Raw genomic sequence first — 16,041 nt, 5'->3', positions numbered from 1 at the left:
TTGATTATTATTTATTTGAATTAATTTAAAGAATTATCATGTCAGAAAAACTGTTCTTTGGAATATGGTCGTTTAAATATTCTCGGCTGGTTCCTTCGGTTCCGGCCCTCAAAACGGACACGGATGCAGGGACGCAATCGGGCAGGTGGCCAAAGGATGGAGGAAATCAAATGTCGGTGGAAGTATTTACTTTGGGAGGCTGGGACTTACAGAAGGACGGCAGGTCTCTTTTTACCGGAAGCAGGAGGTCCCATAAGAGTCTGGAACTGCTGAAATATTTTGTGGCGAACAGGGGGAAGCGCCTTTCTCCCGACAGCATTGTGGAGAATCTATGGGACGACGCGGATCTTGTCGATTCCAAAAACACTCTTCGGACTCAGATTTTCCGTCTGCGCCAGATGCTGCAGGAGGAAGAGCTGCTTGGAAAAAGCGGAAATGACGATTCGCCTTTCAACCTCGTCTGTGACGGCGGCTTTTATATTTTTACCCTTGGAAAAGGCTGCACGGTGGATACGGACCTTTTTGAGAAGGAAATCCGCGAGGCCGACGCAAAGCAGCACGGTGACCCAAATCTGGCGATCGGCCACTATGAGCGGGCCGTCCGGCTGTATAAGGGAGCCTATCTGGCGGAAATTCCCAACTGCGAATGGACCTTCCCCCTGCACACTCATTATTCCCGGCTCTATGTACAGTCTTTGCTCCGGCTTTTTAAGCTGCTGAAGGGACAGGGCCGCCACTCTGAAATCGTGGAGTATTTCGAGCAGGCCGTCTGCCATGAACCGCTGGAAGAATCTTTGCATCTTTGCTTCCTGGAAGCCCTTCTGGCCCTGAACGAATACAGCGTGGCGCTGAGCCACTACAATTATATTACCGAACGGATGTCCCGGGAGCTTGCCGTGAGACCTTCCGCGGCCATGAAAAGCATTTACAGACGAATCACCGCAGGGGAACAAAACGTCCATCGGGCCGATCTGTCGGACCTGAGCAGGAATTTCTCCCAGTGCGACGATCCGGACGGCGCACTGTACTGCGATCTGGAGTATTTCCGTATTATCTATAACCTTGAAGAACGCCGCCGGATGCGCGGGAGCAGAAACACCTTTCTCGGCCTTGCGACCATTTCCGGCGCGGGAAACGATCTTTTCCCCGCCCGGATGGAAATGGCCTGCAAAGGCTTGAAACGGATTCTGGAAGACTCCCTGCGCAGGGGAGACGTCTTTACACAGTGGAACCAGTACCAGATGATCCTGCTGCTGACGGACACCAAGCAGGAAGGGCTGATTCTGGTCGGTTCCAGAATCCAGAAGCGGTTTGAAAAGCAGGTCGGCAAAGGTTCCCTGACAGTCGTCATGGAATTCACACCGTTCAGCGATGTGCCGTCGCATTATCTGGAGCAAATCAACCGATAAAATTCAATTTTATTCGACAAATAACAACACTCTGTGAGGATTTTATCCTTTAACAGGGTGTTTTTTTGTTTCTGTAATTGAACTGTGCCTGAAATATAACTGGAAATAAATTCCTGTGTGCGGGAAATGAAATCCATTCAACCTCATAATGAAATCGGCGCCTGCTATAATGGGAACAAATCACAAAAGCAGAGAGAATACGGAGGATATATCATGAAAGCTTGTTCAGGGAAGAGTATGGTGCGAACGGCATCCGATACTTCCCCCACTTTTTTAATCAAGGTGGTACGTTCCGACCATTACAGCATACAGGGTTATATCCGCTGGCTGGAAAAAGATAAATATGTTCCGTTCCGGAGCAGCCTGGAGCTTTTTCATCTGCTTGAAGCCGGAATCTGTCAGAGCCGCGAAGAGCTGGCGCAGTTAAGATCGTGGGATTCTTGGGGGGAAAGTCGGGAAGAGGACTATCCCCAAAAGAAGATCATAGGGTAAAATGACAAAACAGTGCGAGGAGGAAGCGCGAATGCGCAGAGCAGGGCATTCATGGAGCAATCGGCGAAAAACGTGGAAACCGGATGAAACGGCTGCAAAACGGATTGGGGAAATTCTGTTGCTGGCCGTTCTCTGTATGGCTTTTCTGTTTTATACAATCCCCCATATGCAAACCGGCGCCCGTTTTACTGCTTCCGGCAGTGCCTCAGCCACCTTTGATTTTACCTCGGGAGGCAGAGGACCCCGCCTGAATTTAGAGGCCGCGCCGGAGGCTCAGCCCGGGGAAAGCTCCTCCGCAGCCGCCAAACCGGGCGCTGCGGAAAGCAAAGCCGAAAGTAACGCGGAAAGCACCGTCCAAAGCTCAGCCGCAAGCACGGCGGAAAGTACCGCGGAAAGCACGGCACCGCAGTCCGAAACGGAGTCCCACTCCGAAATACAAAGCACTCCGGCACAGGACGGGGATACAGCGAAAACGGAGAGTACAAACGCAGACGCTCCCGGCAACGTAACGGAAACCGGGCATTCCGCTCAGAGCGGAGCAGAATCTTAAAAGCGGGCATACGCCCGGGAGGTAATTATGGAGACGGAAACAGGAACGGTTGAGAGATCGGAGCCCCAAAAGGACTCTCCTAAAATTTTCCGAAAAATATTTAAGGCAGTCGGAAATGTGCTTTTTGCCTTATTGATGATCCTGATCGCTTTTATGCTGTTCTGCATGGTACGCAGCAAAATGACCGGCGGCGCGCCGAAGATCGCGGGGCATTATATGCTGGTCGTGCTCAGCGGCAGTATGGCTCCTCAGTTTGACACCGGCAGTGTTGCCTTCGTCAATCCGGTGGACGCCGCGGAGATCAAAAAGGGCGATATTATTACCTTCAAGGGTTTCGCGGGAAGCGATCAAATGACGACGCACAGGGTAGTTGGAATCAACCAAAAGTCAAACGGCCCGGAATTTCTGACCAAAGGCGACGCAAACCACGCCAACGACCCCGACCCCATACCGGGAGAAGACCTGATTGGCAGAGTCAGTTTCACCCTCCCCTATCTGGGTTATTTCATGAATTTTGCCCAGACCAGGAACGGGCTGCTGCTGCTGATTATCGTTCCCGGAGCGCTGCTGCTTTTCTTCGAGTGCCACAGTTTATATCAAGCTTATTCGAATTCTAAAAAGCAGGTAAAGGAAGAAAGCAGTTCTCAGGAAATCCCCGCGCAAGCCGTTGGAAAGGAGGAACGATGATCAGAAAATCTGTTTTTATCAGCGTTCTCCTTGTCATTCTGACGGTCGGCATGCTGGGAGGGTCGACCAACGCCTATTTTACGGATGCTCAGGTTCCCCCGGCTGAAATCAACACCGGCAATGCAGCCATCACAGTTGAGGTGACAGATCAGGGAAGCAAAGAAAAAGATGGCGGCCACAAAGGCAAATTCGAGGAGAAGCAATCCGATTCCCAGATTCAGTGTGAACCCGATTGCGACGATGATGACGATCAAAAGTATTACGTTGAATGGACCATTACCAATACAGGAACGACTCCGGTTACCCTGCAGGCAAAGCTTTCTGAAAAGTGGCTGTTTGTCGGCTCAAAAACAAAAGACACGGAAACCGTGGAAAAGGGATGGCAACGTCCCTCACAACCGAAAATAGACCCTGAACCAATCAGCAAATGGTCTTATTCTTCTAAAAAAGCTACCTATTATTACAGATCTTACAAAAATAGAAAATCGCGCGACATTGTCGTAGAGCCCGGATCGAAAGCGACCTTTTATTTGGTATTTCAGGTAAAAGGCAATGCAGCTTCTTTAAAAAATTACAAACTGAATCTCAGCCTGAATGTCACGGCTACTCAAGTGATAAGAAACGCAGGCCATTCCACGATGGAAGCGGATGAAAGCACTTAATGAACAAGGGGTTAAAACAAATTCCACAAAGCTTAGACAAAATACAAGAAGGGTGGATCATTGTATGACAAAATCAAGAGTGAAACTTCTGACGGGAATAGTCGGCATCGTAACGGCCGTCGCCCTGGTCGGCGGCGGGACCATGGCCTGGTTTACTGACAAAAAGGAAGTCGAGGGCTCCAAATTCACCGCGGGCACGGTGGAAATCCAGGCGGGCCAGTCCGTAGTGGAGGATACCGACGAATCGGGCAAACCTCTTTACTACGAAGACGTGGCGCCGGTAAGTGTTGTCAGTGTAAAAAGAGGAACCTATAAAAACGGCGATCCTCTTCCGAAACCAGGCCCCAGCAACCGGAATGACCCGGATAAAGTTTTGATAAAAGCGGAAAAGAAAGCTGACTCCGAGATTTACAGCATGGGCTACGGCGGGGAGATCGTCGTTCAGTTTGACAATGATAAACCGCTCCGGAAAGGCGACGTGCTGGTAATAGAAGGTACGTGGGGAAACAGCGCGTCAAACTATGTTGAAACCGCCAAGGTTTATGTAAGCGACGACAACAACGATTGGACTTACGCGGGAACGGTTTCCAACCAAACAAATTCAAAAGGCGACTACCATAAGAGCATGGTGCCCAACCCGATCGATACGGCTTGCTATGTCAAGCTGGTGGACGCCACTCCAAAAACATTGTCGAATGGAGGAGACAACCAGAGCGACGACGGCTTTGACATCGATTACATCTGCGGCAGAAACATCATCGACGAAGCCAACTGGAACCCGGGCGACACAAACAAGCTCGCGTTCTACGTCACCAATTCCGGAACCAAGGACATTGACGTGCGGGTAAAGCTGGAAGGCCATTGGGAGACATTCCGGAATGATAAGTGGCAGAAGGATGAGAGCCTTACAAACGACGTGATCGACACCGTCGTCACGAACGGTACGAACTGGACGAAAAATGCTGCCGACGGTTTTTATTATTGCTCCAGCAATGATAAAGGCGGACTGAAAGGCACCTACGGCGGCGAATCTCCAAGCGCGACTGATACGATCGCCGTGCTTGATCTGACCGTTAAGCTCAGCGAAGATGCCGGCAACGAGTATCAAAACGCGAAGTATGTTCTGACCCCCACCTTCCAGGCGATTCAGCATTCTCACAGCGACGGCTGGGATTGGGAAAAATTTGATACGGAGTACAACATTGTTTCCAAACCGTAAACGCAGTTCATGACGCCCGCTCCCGATCACGCGCAGGAGCGGAACCAAATCCCCGCGGAACGCGGATGACAAGTAATCTTAATAAAATAATTTATATGGAGGAAAGAAAAATGAATTTTAAGACAAAAGTTTTGACGAGTGTTCTTGCAGTCGGGCTGACTGTGGCATTGATCGGCGGCTCCACAATGGCGTGGTTCACAGACTCTAAAGAAGTCAAGGGCGCTACGTTCCAGGCAGGTACGGTAACGCTCAGTGAAGATTCCGGCAAACTTGTTATCAGCGGGTTCGATAAGGAAAACATCAACCCCGGCGATGGATTTAATGCCAGTCTAAACATCGTTTACACAGGAACAAAACCCGTAAAGCTTAGAATTAAAGTTCCTGAAATTTCTTGGCTGGCTGCAGATGGAGAAACTGCATTGTCCACGGATAACGTCGACTATGGCTGGGACGCTATTAAATCAAATTGGCGTAGAGATGGAGATTATATCTATTATATCGGCTCGACTACTTATACAGGTACAGATGGGATAGAGCATACTCTTACTGACGGTATTCTTCCCGGTATTAAAGACGATGACAATGGAACAACAAAATACTTTGGCGCTGCTGCTGAAGCCGCAAGAACCATTCATTTCAGTCTGGATGGACTTTTCAACGGCGCAGAAACCGACAACCAATATCAAGGAGCAAAATTCACCCTTGGCGACTCTTCCGTCGAAGTCATTCAGGCGACCAACAGCGCGGCTTGGCCGGCAACTGGAACTGTCCCCCCGGCGATAGCTCCGGCAGCTTAAGGACTGCGAATTAAGCGAATTTCAACGTACAGCGCTTTAAAAAATCGTACCGGCAAGGTACGGGAAAAGGAGGGAAACCGACCATGCTGAAAGCTCCGAAAACAGTAAAATTTTTCATGGCGCTTCTGGCTGCCGCCCTCCTTGTCCCCGGGATGGTTCACGCGCAGGCGCAGAGTATTGCGACGGGGTACCAGAACGACGGCCAAAGCAGCGGTCTGAGCATTACCGCCCCGGACCCCGCGGCCGATGTCGGCAACCTGAACCCTGGCGACACAAAGTCCTCCCGCCTGCTGCTGAAAAACACCGGTGGGTATACGCTGACAGTATACATGAAAATGCTGATCGAATCGGAATCCGCGCCGAACGGCGGTTCTTTGGCGGACGGGATGACGCTGACCGTCAAAGACGGCGGCACTTACCTGACACAGGGAAAGCTTTTCCGCACGGCCGACGACGATTCCGTTCTGGTGGGCAAAATGGGTCCGGGCGCGAGCAAGACGCTGGATTTTAACGTCGACCTGCCCGGTCAGGGAACCGGAAACCAGTATCAGGGCGCTTCCATGCAAGTAAAATGGGTCTTTACCACCACCTATACGACCAGCAGCGGGGGTGGCGGAGGCGGAGGCGGAGGCGGGGGTGGCGGAGCAGCGGCCAACGTCACTACGCCCACGGAGATCATCGGCGCGGAAAGTGTCCCGACGGTCGGAACAACCCCCGAGGAAACAGTGACCGTGGCACAGGAAACCGTTCCAAAAGCCAGCCCCGCTACCGGAGAACGGTCCGTCAGACCGGTAGCCATTGCAGGGGCAGTCGCGGGGATGATTGCAGTCTGCGCGATCCTTTCCCTGAGGAAACGGTGGCAAAATCAAAACGTTTCATCGGATAACAATAAACACCCCTAATAGAAAAAAACAGGAACTGCCCGTTAAACGGTACAGTTCCTGTTTTTTCATTCTGCGGTCCGCTCCCTGCTGCAGTGTCACAGCGGCTGGGAGTTTTTCACAAAATCAATTTTATAAAACCCGCAATTTTGCAGTTGCACGATTTTATCGACAGCCTGAAAGCTGGTTATCTTATAAATTTTCTTTCAATACCTTCCCCAGCGCGGCGATTGCCGCGTCTTCGTCCGGCCCTTCCGCCGTGACCCTGACTTCCGTCCCCTGCTCGATTCCCATCCCGATCACCTGGAACAGTCTGGTCAGGTCCGCGCTTTTTCCTCCCGCGTGGATCATACAGGCAGACTGAAAGCTCTTTGCCTGCTTGACCAGCATGCCGGCCGGTCTGGCGTGTACGCCGATCTCGTCACGAATGACATAGGTAATACTTTTCATGGTTGATTCCCTTCCTTACAGCCGCCGGAACAGATATTCTTTTTCCGGCGGCCCTCACTGAAATTCCGTTATCCTTCCGGGCCGACAGCAAACCGGATTCCCAGGCCGTTCCTGAGATAAGGCAGATACGGCAGCGCTTCCTCTTTCACGCGCCCGATCACATTGATTCTGGGATCGGACGGCAACGGAACGCGCGCAATTTCCAACTCTCCCTCATAACGCAGGAAACCGGTGTTGGACAGCAAAATATCCCCCGCGCTGCATGCGGTCTCTTTTGCAGGCTGAAGCAGCCCGCGGTCCGGGACGGGAATTCTGCGCGACTCTACCGACCGGAAAACACAGTCGCTGGAATCCCGTCTGTCGTGATGGATCGTTTCCGCAAGATAACGATAGCGCCGGTCCAGTTCCACCGGCAAACTGACAAACCCCCGGCTGAGACCCGCCCAGGCGTCCCAGGATTTTTCCGAAAGGCTCACGTCCCCGACCAGCACCGTATCGCACGCCGCGTCAATAAAAAGTTCCAGCGCGTTTTGGATAATATCCGCGCGGCGGCGGTGCGCCTCAACGGTCGGCAGCCCCTCATACAGCGGCCCGCGCAGCATTCCGTCGCCCGGAATGAAAGCCATCGTCCGGAATCCGTATGTCTTGAGCTGCCGGTTAACCTGTGCGACATCCGCCAGGGGCAGCCCCGTCCAGGGCTTCGGGTAATAATTATGGCAGGCGGTAAAGCGGGTCAGGTCCGCTCCCGCTTTCCGCCAGCCGGTGATCTCCGCAAAGGAAACCGTAGAAGCGTTAAATACAATCTGAAAGGTATGGGAAAGCTCCGCCGCCTGCTGCGGGGAATAGCCGTCGTCCAGACGGATATGTGTGACGCCCCAGTCCTGAAGGTCGTACAGGGAACGGCAGCCGAGACGCTCCGCCGTGTCCGGCCCCACATCCATCACCAGGTCCATCCCGTATTTTTTACAGGAGGAAAGCAGCTTCTTCGCGGAAGACCGGAGGCCGTCCCGGCTTTCTTCCGGAATCTGCAGGGAAGTAAACGCGCATCGAATCTCCGCATCCGCCGCGCGTGCGATGATCTCCGCGTTTTTTTCCTCCGCAGTGCTGCAATATAAGCAAACTCCCGTATTCATCGCAGTTTTCCGGCAAGTGCTTCGCGGACCCTGCCGTGCGCGTGGGCCAGCACCTGCTCTCCCCTCTCTGCGGAAACGTTCAGCAGCAGCAGCACGATCGCGGTTTTGACCCTGCCGCCCGCCTCGCGCAGCGCGGTTTCGGCGGTCTCCCTGTCGCACTTGGCTGCCGCCATCACCATGTTCTGTGCGCGTACGGTCAGCTTTTCGTTGCTGGCCTGCATATTTACCATGAGATTCTCATACGCGTGTCCGATTTTCACCATACTCGCGGTGGAAATCATATTCAGGATCATCTTCTGCGCTGTGCCCGACTTGAGCCGTGTCGACCCCGTCAGCACTTCCGGGCCGACATTCGGCTCTATCGCCACATCCGCCTCTTTTCCGATGGCGGAGTCCCGGTTGCAGGCGATTGCCGCCGTACGGCACCCCAGCTGCCTCGCGTAGCGCAGGCCGTACAGTACATAGGGAGTACGGCCGCTGGCGGCCAGCCCGATCACGGTATCGCACGGCTTCAGCCCGATCCGCTCCAGATCCTCCCTGCCCAGCGTACAACTGTCCTCCGCGCCTTCAACGGCCTCAATCAGAGCGCCCTTCCCGCCGGCGATCAATCCGACGACAGTGTCCATGGAGACGCCGAACGTCGGCGGGCACTCGGAAGCGTCCAGAACGCCAAGCCTTCCGGAGGTTCCCGCACCCATATAAATAATTCTTCCGCCGGACCGCAGGCTGGCCACGGTATATTCGACCGTCTTTGCAACCTGCGGCAGAACGGCGCGCACACCCGCAATCACCTTTTCATCCTCGCGATTCATCACAGAGACAATTTCCATGGCGGACATGCAGTCCAGATCCCTCGTTTCCGGGTTTCTTGCTTCGGTAGTAAAGTGGGAAAGATCCGTCATTATAAAACTCCTTTGTCACTCATGGCCTGATACAGCGCCAGAAATTCTTCCGCCAGAATGCCGAAAGCCTCCGCGCTCATCAATTGGTCTTCGGCGTGCGTCAAAAGCATGATCCGTTCATCTTTCTGAAAAACGGGGACATGATCTTCCCCGGACACTTCCCGGATCAGGTCCGCGTGAATATGGTGCCCCTTGTTAAAGGCGCCCTGTCCCTCGCGGATCAGCTCCTTTGCCTTATCGATCTCCTTTTCGCGCGCCGCCTGTATCGCCTCAATATATAAGCTCCGGGCGCTTCCCACTTCCGTTATGATTTCAAAAAGGGTAGATTCTATATCCATTTCCTGCATATTTTCAACACTCCATAATTTTTCTGGCTTGCATAAGGGCCTGTTTGCCGTCCACCATTCCATAGATCCGCATATCAACGGCTTCGATCTTTTTGTCAGGATATTCTTTTTTTAATTTTGACAGCATATAACGCACCTGAGGCCCCAGTAAAACGACATCCGCACCGGGGATCACATTCGGGGCCTCCGCTACGCCGTAAGCCTGAATCTCGCAGGGAAAATCGGTTTCCTTCGCGGCATTCTGCATTCTGGAAACCAGCAGGCTGGTAGACATCCCCGCCACACACAGTAAAACAATCTTTTTCATCGTCATCCCTCGTTTCTGAAAATATATTTATTCGCTATCGATCAGCGCGCCGTGCATATACGCCTTGGCAAAGCCGTGCTCCCCGGCCTCCACGGACCGGATCAGGGCCATGGAATGATAGTATTCGAAATACGGCATGTCGTTGACCCCGCCGTTGAAGATACGATATTTTCTGAGTCCCGCAAACCATTGATCCAGTTCCTCCCGGGTCATGGAAAGATATACCGTCGGGGTAAAGCCCGCCAGGTCTTCGCAGTTTTCGCCGTAGAACAGCTGGATCTTCCGTCCCTCCCGCCGCAGCAGGCGCACGGCCTCCGTCACGGCCTCATATGTGTAATAATGCCTGGGGTGCAGGGTGCCGCGGGCATGAGTGATGACACAGTCCGCTTTCTGCTCCCGCAGATAGTCCGCGAGAAGGGAAATAAACTTTCCCGTCTCCGGCAGCTCGCCGGAAAGATAGTCCATCGCATAGCAGTCGCAGTCCAGCGCGGCGGCGGCGGCGGCGATCTCGCGGTGCAGCGCGAGATCGTATTCCTCCTTCTGTTCTTCCGTTGCCTTCGGGTCGGTCAGCCTTCCCTTTGTCACATGGACCAGCGTGCAGTGCGCATGGCGCGCCGCGTAGCGCAGCAGCATCGGCCCCCCCATGATCTCCGCGTCCAGGGGATGCGCCCCGATACAGATTACCCGCTTATAGTCTCCCATATTCCGTCATCTCCCAATTAAATCTTTTTGCGGTACAGCTGATAGGTACGGTACACCTTCAGGCCGTGGCGCTCATAAAAGCGCATGGCGGCCCCGTGGGTCCAGAGGAAATAAAGATAATAGATGCCGCGTTTCCTCATTTCCAACATTTGAAGGTCGATCAGAACGCCGCCGAGCCCCTCCGACCGCAGGGCCTCCGCCACACCGATCGGACCGAACCGCGCGTCATTCCCGTCGATCTTGCGCATACAGTAGCCGATGACGTGATCTTCCCGGTCCGCCGCAAGCAGAATCGTATCCTCCGCCTCCCGATTGCGCAGGGCCAGCAGAATGTTGCGGACCCAGCCGGCGTCGAATTCCCGGCTCACAAAGTTCAGAAGCTTTTCCATATACGGCATGGAAAAGGGATGAAAGGTAATCCCCTTTTCCGCCAGCTCTTCGATATGCTTTGCCGTTTTTTCGGGGAGAGTATAGGTAAAGAGGTCCCGCTGCATACTGACGGCGTCCGTCCCCCGCGCGTACCCGTTCTTGTCGAAGAAGGGCACGCCGCCCGGATATTGCAGGTCAACGCCGGGAGCAAAGTAATTGGGGCTGTATGCGCACAGGGTGATTTCCTGTGTTCCCGCGGCTTTCAGCCTTGCTTCCTCCTCCTCCAGAAGCCTTTGCCCGATTCCCCGTCGCCGGTATTCCGGAAGGATAAAGAAGCTGCTGATCCAGCCCCGCTGCTCCTCCAGCCCCCGCGTCAGATAAGGATATTTTCTTCTGATTCCCAGACTGAAGCCGGCCACATGTCCGTCGGCGACGGCAACCAGAGCCAGTTCGGGGTCGAAGTTCTCGTCAAGAAGAACCTCCTGGATAAAACGCTCCCGGGTAATCGTATCATAGAACAGGGAAGCGTTCCAGCCGGAAACAATCTCATCGATGTATTCCTGCCGATAAGGGTGTATTTCTATTTCAGACATTCTTACTATCTTCCTTTTGTTTTTTGTATTCTTTTTCCGCCGCGAGTTCCTGTTTTTCCATGACTTTGAAGAACGGCAGGAACATAAAGAAAATAATGACCATATTGACCAGGGTAATCACCATGGACTGCAGCTTAAAACCGCTGCCGATGAAGGACGCAAGCGGAGCAGGCATTGTCCATACAACCATGGATACCATCGGCGGCGTGATTCCCAGAACGCCCAGAATGGCATTGAGAATAAACAGCACGCTGAAGCCCAATACCCATGGCACGAACATCAGCGGATTGAGCACAACCGGCAGGCCGTACATCACCGGCTCGGCAATGTTGAAAATCGTGCCCGGCAGGGAAAGCTTGCCCAGGACCTTGAAGCGCTCGGCCTTGCTCATGGTGCAGAGCAGCGCAAGCGGGAAAACGGAGCAGCGCACGTAGAAGTTGATCCACTGTTCCGTAAACATATACGGAATCGCCTGATGCGCCGCAAAAGCATTGATGTTGTCCGTAATCATGGTCGTCCAGATCGGCTGCATGACGGAAGAGACGATGTTGGAACCGTGCAGACCGACAAACCACAGGATACGGTCGAGGAAGAAGCCTGCAAACTGTGCAACGGGTCCGCTGCCGCCAACCACAAGGTAAGCGCAGAGCTTATTGAGCAGAGCCAGAAAATCAAAGCCTGCAAAGCCCTGACCGATGATGGCGCAAATAACAACGACCACGGACACCGGAATCATGCTGGTGAAGGCCGCCGCAATCATCGGCGGAACGGCTTCCGGCATCTTGATGGTGATGTTTTTGCCGATCAGGAAACGATATACCTCTATGGCAAGAATGCTGATCAGGATGCCGCCGAAAAGGCTGGGAGAGCCCAGGATATAGGCGGGCCAGTCAAAATTTTCACTGAGCTTGGTAAAATTGATAAAGCACAGGAATGCCACAAAGGATACGACCGCCGCCGCAATCGGGCTGACATTTTCGTCCTTCTTGTGATAATAATCTCCGAGAAAATATCCGTTCAGCACGGTCGTAATCAGGGCAAGCAGATTAATGGTCACAAAAACCACCTGCAGCAGCCACGGCCGACAGGGTTCCACAACCGCGCTGATCGCGTCTGCGACACCGGGAAGGTTCAGACCGCCGTCTTTTCCGAATAAGCCGGCCAGATTCAGGATCAGGGTCGCCGTCGCCCCCAGAATCATGTACGGCATCAGCGTGACGAATGTGCGCTGAAGAGCCTCCAGATACCGGACCTGTGAAAGTCTCAGCAGCGGCGGCGCCACCTTTTCTTCAATAAGATTTGTCACACGGTCGAGAAGCCCGCTTTTTTTTGTCTGTTCCCCCATAACTGATCTCCTCCTTAAGCGTTTGTTTTTTTCATGTATGTACCTCACGAGAAAAACCGGCCGGTTTTCTAACCATAGTATAGCGGAACCGAAAGGCGAAATCAATACATTTACCAAAAGTTTTGGGAAATTTCTTAAAATTCTGCGAGGTTTCCCAAATCTGGCATATTAACGACCGAATTCTCTCAAAACTTTTTCCTTTTGTGCATGTTTTATGATATAATACGAAAAAGAGGAGAATGAAAATGAATCCAATTGAACAAATCAAGCTCTGCGAACCGCAGTTTACGCGTTCCGACCAGAAAATTGCGCAATACGTCCTGGAGCATCTGGATGTGATTGCTTCCTACCCCATTATTGAAATTGCGAATAAAGCCGACGTTTCAAAATCCGCCCTGCTCCGCTTTTGCCAGAAGCTGGGCTATACCGGTTTTTCGGAATTTAAATACGAGGTGTCGAAGCATCTGCTCTCCGGTTCCTTCAAGGACCCGAACGCCGTCAACGGCAGCGACGATATCGTCAATATTTATCTTTCCTGTATCAGCCATATCCCATCCCATATTTCGGACGGAAAAATTAAGGAACTCTGCAGCCTGATCGTTCATGCCGATAAAATCAAAATATACGGCGTTCATGAAAGCGGGCTCTCCGCCAGCTATTTTGCTTTCCGGCTTGCCTCCCTTGGGATTGACGCGGAAACGATCACGCTGCCGGGAGTTTTTAATGAAAAAGCCAGTTTTTCCGGCGCGCGGGATCTGAATATCTTTATCTCTGTTTCCGGTATGACGGCATGCGTCATCGAGGCGGCGGGCACGTCGTTCCTCCAAAAGGCGAAAACCGCCATGATTACGCAGAACAGCAAAGCAAAATATGCGAACCGGTATGACAGCCTTTTGATCATTCCTTCTCTGGAAACCGATAAAAACAAACTGTTTCTGGACTCTCAGGCCATCTTTTACATTTGCATCGATCTGATTATCAACAAGCTTGCCGAGCACCTATAAAGGGGAACGTGCCTTTTACAGTGCCCGTCAGGAGAGGGGCGGTTTGGATAAAAGAGTTTCAGTATAACAAAAACGGAGTCTGTGCCGCGGCGCAGACCCCGTTTTTCGTTTTATACGGCAATGTGTAAACCACTCAAATTTGACAGCTTGGCCCTAAGTCCAGTAAGGCTCCGAATCTTTGGCAAGCCGTGATAAAGCAAATAAGCGCCAAAAGCTCCGAAATCTCGTCGTCTGTAAACGTCTCTTTCAGCACGCCGGATTCTTCGTCACTGATATGTGTTGTTCTGCCGGACAGATCTGCGATATGGACAGCCAGCCGCGTCCGCGCATCCATTTCCGTTTTTGACGGAGCCCCCTTGGCCTTACAGTATTCACAGCCGTTATGAAAAGCCAGGGTGCGCCGGACTTCCTCTTTTAATTCTGCGGGAAACGTATCGCTGGAAAAAATACATTCTTCCAGAGAAGCCCATTTCTCCAATATGGCTTTATTATGCCCCAACAGCTGCTGAAACGGTGTAAGCCCGTTTTGTGAAAAAGAAATGATTGCCATAATTTTTCCTCCTTCATGATGTGTTCCATTGACAAATCAATTATAGCAGGAATATAATAAAAACTGTATTTTATACGATATGATATTACCATATTTATATTTCTATTGATATATATATTTGAAAAGAGTGTTTTAAATGAAAATAGACGAAATCGATGTGCAGATTTTGCATGAGTTGCAGGCAGACAGCCGGATTTCCATAAGGGAGTTATCTAAACGAATCAATCTTTCACCGCCTTCTGTTACCGAGAGGGTGAGAAAACTTGAGGATCATAACATTATTGAGGGATATACCATCCGTTTAAACAAAAAGAACCTTGGCTTTGCAATCGATTGTATCATTGAAGTCACAATGAGAGATGGACAATACGAGAAATTTAAAAGTTTTATTAAGGATTATAAGCACAGTGAATGGTGCTACAGAATTGCGGGGGCTGCGTGCTTTATCGTTAAATTGTCAGTCGCTTCTTTAGAGGATATCGAACAGTTTATAAATGCCATATCCCCGTATGCTCTGACGAAGACATCCATTGTTTTTTCAAAAGTGGAAGTGAATAGCAGTATCAATAAGTTTTTTTAAATTTCATTTTGCAATAATCTCTCCCACTTTCCCGGTACGCGGGCTATCCTTCTTTTTCTCTGTACCTGCGTTGGGGGTACTCTTCCACCATCCGCAAAAAACAGTCCGGCCAAAAGGCCGGACTGTTTTTTCTCCGTATTTACGCCGGGGTTCAGGCCCTAAGAAAGCGGATCTTCAATGAACCCAATTCCTGCCGCACCGGGGCCGGAATGCGCCCCCACAACAGCCCCAAGTTCACTGTGATAGATGGACCCCGAAAAATTTGTTATTTTTCTAAAATAATGAACGGCATAATCAATATCTTCCTGGAATTCTGCATTTTGAAAAGTAATAATCATTTTATTGATATTGGTAATTCGTGAAACCGCAATGTCCACCATGGTTTTCAAAGAATGTTTTCTTCCTATTACGACCTTCACCGGGTGCACCACGCCGCTGATAAATTCACACACTGGCTTGATCTGGACGAGTTTACCGACAAAAACGGCGGCTCCTCCAATTCTTCCGCCTGACTGCATATATTTTAAACTGTTCACTACAAAAAGCGTATTTGTTTTCTCGACGATCTTATGAATGAGATCGATAATTTCCTGGAAACTTCGACCGCTTTTAATAATTTTAGCAATTGCAATTTCTAATGCGGCTTGTCCACAGGCACAAGTATTGGAATCAATGACTTCGATCTGTACGTCTCTGTTTTTTTCCATAAAAAAGTTTTTTGCCATAATGGCGTCCTGAAAGCTGGAGGACAACTTAGAAGAGATTGTTGTGACAACATAATTTGTAAACCCCTTGGCATGTCCTTCTTCAAATACTGCCAACCAATCGTTCATATTGGGGGCCGAAGTTTTGGGAACATCATCCGGGTATTCGTCCATATGCCTATAGAAATCAGCTAAGCGATAATCAAGGTTTTCCCTGCAGTAATCGGTGTCTTCAAACTTCAAATAAAAGGGCACTTCTTTAATCTGATTTTGCTCAATAAAATCCCGCGCTAATCCCCCTGAAGAGTCTGTAACCTGACATATCAATTCATTCATTTATCTGCACCCTTATAAATTA

The 16,041-nt window shown here is 51.2% G+C and carries 20 protein-coding genes; 10 read left to right on the top strand and 10 right to left on the bottom strand.

All coding sequences use genetic code 11. From position 1 onward, the window contains the following. Positions 1-170: 170 nt before the first annotated feature. The 8 genes from VXK30_RS05040 (at position 171) to VXK30_RS05005 (ending at position 6,718) form a co-directional block, all read left to right on the top strand. On the top strand, positions 171-1,409 hold the full coding sequence (locus tag VXK30_RS05040) for a BTAD domain-containing putative transcriptional regulator (protein ID WP_275712868.1): 1,239 nt from the start codon (positions 171-173) through the stop codon (positions 1,407-1,409). Positions 1,410-1,622: 213 nt separating this feature from the next. Then, the gene (locus VXK30_RS05035; RefSeq protein WP_275712870.1) at positions 1,623-1,901 is read left to right on the top strand and encodes a hypothetical protein; all 279 of its coding nucleotides are present in this window, start codon (positions 1,623-1,625) and stop codon (positions 1,899-1,901) included. A 31-nt stretch (positions 1,902-1,932) separates the two neighbouring features. Continuing rightward, positions 1,933-2,451 (top strand): hypothetical protein, encoded by a 519-nt coding sequence (locus tag VXK30_RS05030; RefSeq protein WP_275712873.1) that lies wholly within the window; start codon positions 1,933-1,935, stop codon positions 2,449-2,451. Positions 2,452-2,478: 27 nt separating this feature from the next. Continuing rightward, positions 2,479-3,138 carry a signal peptidase I gene (locus VXK30_RS05025; protein WP_275712874.1) on the top strand — a complete coding sequence of 220 codons (660 nt, stop codon included), beginning with the start codon at positions 2,479-2,481 and terminating at the stop codon, positions 3,136-3,138. Next, positions 3,135-3,800 carry a SipW-dependent-type signal peptide-containing protein gene (locus VXK30_RS05020; RefSeq protein ID WP_275712876.1) on the top strand — a complete coding sequence of 222 codons (666 nt, stop codon included), beginning with the start codon at positions 3,135-3,137 and terminating at the stop codon, positions 3,798-3,800. Before VXK30_RS05025 ends, VXK30_RS05020 begins: the two co-directional genes overlap by 4 nt. 64 nt (positions 3,801-3,864) lie before the next feature. Then, complete coding sequence (locus VXK30_RS05015; RefSeq protein WP_275712878.1) at positions 3,865-5,019, top strand: TasA family protein; 1,155 nt, start codon at positions 3,865-3,867, stop codon at positions 5,017-5,019. Positions 5,020-5,129: 110 nt separating this feature from the next. Beyond that, positions 5,130-5,816: a TasA family protein gene (locus tag VXK30_RS05010; protein WP_275712880.1), complete on the top strand. Its 687-nt coding sequence runs from the start codon at positions 5,130-5,132 to the stop codon at positions 5,814-5,816. 83 nt (positions 5,817-5,899) lie between these two features. Further along, the gene (locus VXK30_RS05005) at positions 5,900-6,718 is read left to right on the top strand and encodes a hypothetical protein (protein WP_275712881.1); all 819 of its coding nucleotides are present in this window, start codon (positions 5,900-5,902) and stop codon (positions 6,716-6,718) included. A gap of 171 nt (positions 6,719-6,889) precedes the next feature. Here the strand turns inward: VXK30_RS05005 and VXK30_RS05000 are convergent, their stop codons facing one another. The 8 genes from VXK30_RS05000 to VXK30_RS04965 all read right to left on the bottom strand — a co-directional run bounded on the left by VXK30_RS05000 (position 6,890) and on the right by VXK30_RS04965 (position 12,845). Beyond that, complete coding sequence (locus VXK30_RS05000) at positions 6,890-7,147, bottom strand: HPr family phosphocarrier protein (RefSeq protein ID WP_275712882.1); 258 nt, start codon at positions 7,145-7,147, stop codon at positions 6,890-6,892. Positions 7,148-7,215: 68 nt separating this feature from the next. After that, complete coding sequence (locus VXK30_RS04995; RefSeq protein WP_275712884.1) at positions 7,216-8,280, bottom strand: MupG family TIM beta-alpha barrel fold protein; 1,065 nt, start codon at positions 8,278-8,280, stop codon at positions 7,216-7,218. Then, positions 8,277-9,182 carry an N-acetylmuramic acid 6-phosphate etherase gene (murQ, locus tag VXK30_RS04990; protein WP_275712886.1) on the bottom strand — a complete coding sequence of 302 codons (906 nt, stop codon included), beginning with the start codon at positions 9,180-9,182 and terminating at the stop codon, positions 8,277-8,279. Before murQ ends, VXK30_RS04995 begins: the two co-directional genes overlap by 4 nt. Continuing rightward, positions 9,182-9,529 carry a PTS lactose/cellobiose transporter subunit IIA gene (locus tag VXK30_RS04985; protein WP_275712887.1) on the bottom strand — a complete coding sequence of 116 codons (348 nt, stop codon included), beginning with the start codon at positions 9,527-9,529 and terminating at the stop codon, positions 9,182-9,184. The genes murQ and VXK30_RS04985 overlap by 1 nt, the downstream gene beginning before the upstream one ends. A 4-nt stretch (positions 9,530-9,533) precedes the next feature. Further along, entirely contained in the window at positions 9,534-9,836 is a 303-nt protein-coding gene (locus tag VXK30_RS04980; RefSeq protein ID WP_038323282.1) for a PTS sugar transporter subunit IIB, read from the bottom strand. Between the two features lie 27 nt (positions 9,837-9,863). Next, positions 9,864-10,538, bottom strand: a complete 675-nt coding sequence (locus tag VXK30_RS04975; protein WP_275712890.1) for a PIG-L deacetylase family protein — start codon at positions 10,536-10,538, stop codon at positions 9,864-9,866. A 17-nt stretch (positions 10,539-10,555) separates the two neighbouring features. Then, on the bottom strand, positions 10,556-11,500 hold the full coding sequence (locus tag VXK30_RS04970; protein WP_275712891.1) for a GNAT family N-acetyltransferase: 945 nt from the start codon (positions 11,498-11,500) through the stop codon (positions 10,556-10,558). Next, positions 11,493-12,845 carry a PTS sugar transporter subunit IIC gene (locus VXK30_RS04965; protein WP_275712893.1) on the bottom strand — a complete coding sequence of 451 codons (1,353 nt, stop codon included), beginning with the start codon at positions 12,843-12,845 and terminating at the stop codon, positions 11,493-11,495. The genes VXK30_RS04970 and VXK30_RS04965 overlap by 8 nt, the downstream gene beginning before the upstream one ends. A 245-nt stretch (positions 12,846-13,090) precedes the next feature. Between VXK30_RS04965 and VXK30_RS04960 the strand changes: the two genes are divergently transcribed. Further along, positions 13,091-13,849 carry a MurR/RpiR family transcriptional regulator gene (locus tag VXK30_RS04960; RefSeq protein WP_275712894.1) on the top strand — a complete coding sequence of 253 codons (759 nt, stop codon included), beginning with the start codon at positions 13,091-13,093 and terminating at the stop codon, positions 13,847-13,849. A gap of 133 nt (positions 13,850-13,982) precedes the next feature. Here VXK30_RS04960 and VXK30_RS04955 read toward each other — a convergent pair whose 3' ends face one another. After that, complete coding sequence (locus VXK30_RS04955) at positions 13,983-14,399, bottom strand: carboxymuconolactone decarboxylase family protein (protein WP_275712895.1); 417 nt, start codon at positions 14,397-14,399, stop codon at positions 13,983-13,985. A 136-nt stretch (positions 14,400-14,535) separates the two neighbouring features. Here VXK30_RS04955 and VXK30_RS04950 point away from each other — a divergent pair, with 136 nt between their 5' ends. After that, positions 14,536-14,979 (top strand): Lrp/AsnC family transcriptional regulator, encoded by a 444-nt coding sequence (locus tag VXK30_RS04950; RefSeq protein ID WP_275712897.1) that lies wholly within the window; start codon positions 14,536-14,538, stop codon positions 14,977-14,979. 158 nt (positions 14,980-15,137) lie between these two features. Here the strand turns inward: VXK30_RS04950 and VXK30_RS04945 are convergent, their stop codons facing one another. Next, a complete protein-coding gene (locus VXK30_RS04945; RefSeq protein ID WP_275712899.1) occupies positions 15,138-16,019 on the bottom strand; it encodes a DegV family protein in 882 nt (293 codons plus the stop codon). Positions 16,020-16,041: the final 22 nt, after the last annotated feature.

Origin of the sequence: Caproiciproducens sp. CPB-2 (genome assembly GCF_036287215.1) — a bacterium.
In the GTDB taxonomy this organism is placed as follows: Bacteria; Bacillota; Clostridia; order Oscillospirales; family Acutalibacteraceae; genus Caproiciproducens.
Note: the sequence above shows the minus strand (reverse complement) of the source record. Positions and strands in the feature narration are given on the sequence as shown.

Bases quoted from the DNA above. Each gene is read 5' to 3' on its own strand.
- VXK30_RS05040 (WP_275712868.1), top strand. From the start codon at position 171: ATGTCGGTGGAAGTATTTACTTTGGGAGGCTGGGACTTACAGAAGGAC.
- VXK30_RS05035 (WP_275712870.1), top strand. From the start codon at position 1,623: ATGAAAGCTTGTTCAGGGAAGAGTATGGTGCGAACGGCATCCGATACT.
- VXK30_RS05030 (WP_275712873.1), top strand. From the start codon at position 1,933: ATGCGCAGAGCAGGGCATTCATGGAGCAATCGGCGAAAAACGTGGAAA.
- VXK30_RS05025 (WP_275712874.1), top strand. From the start codon at position 2,479: ATGGAGACGGAAACAGGAACGGTTGAGAGATCGGAGCCCCAAAAGGAC.
- VXK30_RS05020 (WP_275712876.1), top strand. From the start codon at position 3,135: ATGATCAGAAAATCTGTTTTTATCAGCGTTCTCCTTGTCATTCTGACG.
- VXK30_RS05015 (WP_275712878.1), top strand. From the start codon at position 3,865: ATGACAAAATCAAGAGTGAAACTTCTGACGGGAATAGTCGGCATCGTA.
- VXK30_RS05010 (WP_275712880.1), top strand. From the start codon at position 5,130: ATGAATTTTAAGACAAAAGTTTTGACGAGTGTTCTTGCAGTCGGGCTG.
- VXK30_RS05005 (WP_275712881.1), top strand. From the start codon at position 5,900: ATGCTGAAAGCTCCGAAAACAGTAAAATTTTTCATGGCGCTTCTGGCT.
- VXK30_RS05000 (WP_275712882.1), bottom strand. From the start codon at position 7,147: ATGAAAAGTATTACCTATGTCATTCGTGACGAGATCGGCGTACACGCC.
- VXK30_RS04995 (WP_275712884.1), bottom strand. From the start codon at position 8,280: ATGAATACGGGAGTTTGCTTATATTGCAGCACTGCGGAGGAAAAAAAC.
- murQ (WP_275712886.1), bottom strand. From the start codon at position 9,182: ATGACGGATCTTTCCCACTTTACTACCGAAGCAAGAAACCCGGAAACG.
- VXK30_RS04985 (WP_275712887.1), bottom strand. From the start codon at position 9,529: ATGCAGGAAATGGATATAGAATCTACCCTTTTTGAAATCATAACGGAA.
- VXK30_RS04980 (WP_038323282.1), bottom strand. From the start codon at position 9,836: ATGAAAAAGATTGTTTTACTGTGTGTGGCGGGGATGTCTACCAGCCTG.
- VXK30_RS04975 (WP_275712890.1), bottom strand. From the start codon at position 10,538: ATGGGAGACTATAAGCGGGTAATCTGTATCGGGGCGCATCCCCTGGAC.
- VXK30_RS04970 (WP_275712891.1), bottom strand. From the start codon at position 11,500: ATGTCTGAAATAGAAATACACCCTTATCGGCAGGAATACATCGATGAG.
- VXK30_RS04965 (WP_275712893.1), bottom strand. From the start codon at position 12,845: ATGGGGGAACAGACAAAAAAAAGCGGGCTTCTCGACCGTGTGACAAAT.
- VXK30_RS04960 (WP_275712894.1), top strand. From the start codon at position 13,091: ATGAATCCAATTGAACAAATCAAGCTCTGCGAACCGCAGTTTACGCGT.
- VXK30_RS04955 (WP_275712895.1), bottom strand. From the start codon at position 14,399: ATGGCAATCATTTCTTTTTCACAAAACGGGCTTACACCGTTTCAGCAG.
- VXK30_RS04950 (WP_275712897.1), top strand. From the start codon at position 14,536: ATGAAAATAGACGAAATCGATGTGCAGATTTTGCATGAGTTGCAGGCA.
- VXK30_RS04945 (WP_275712899.1), bottom strand. From the start codon at position 16,019: ATGAATGAATTGATATGTCAGGTTACAGACTCTTCAGGGGGATTAGCG.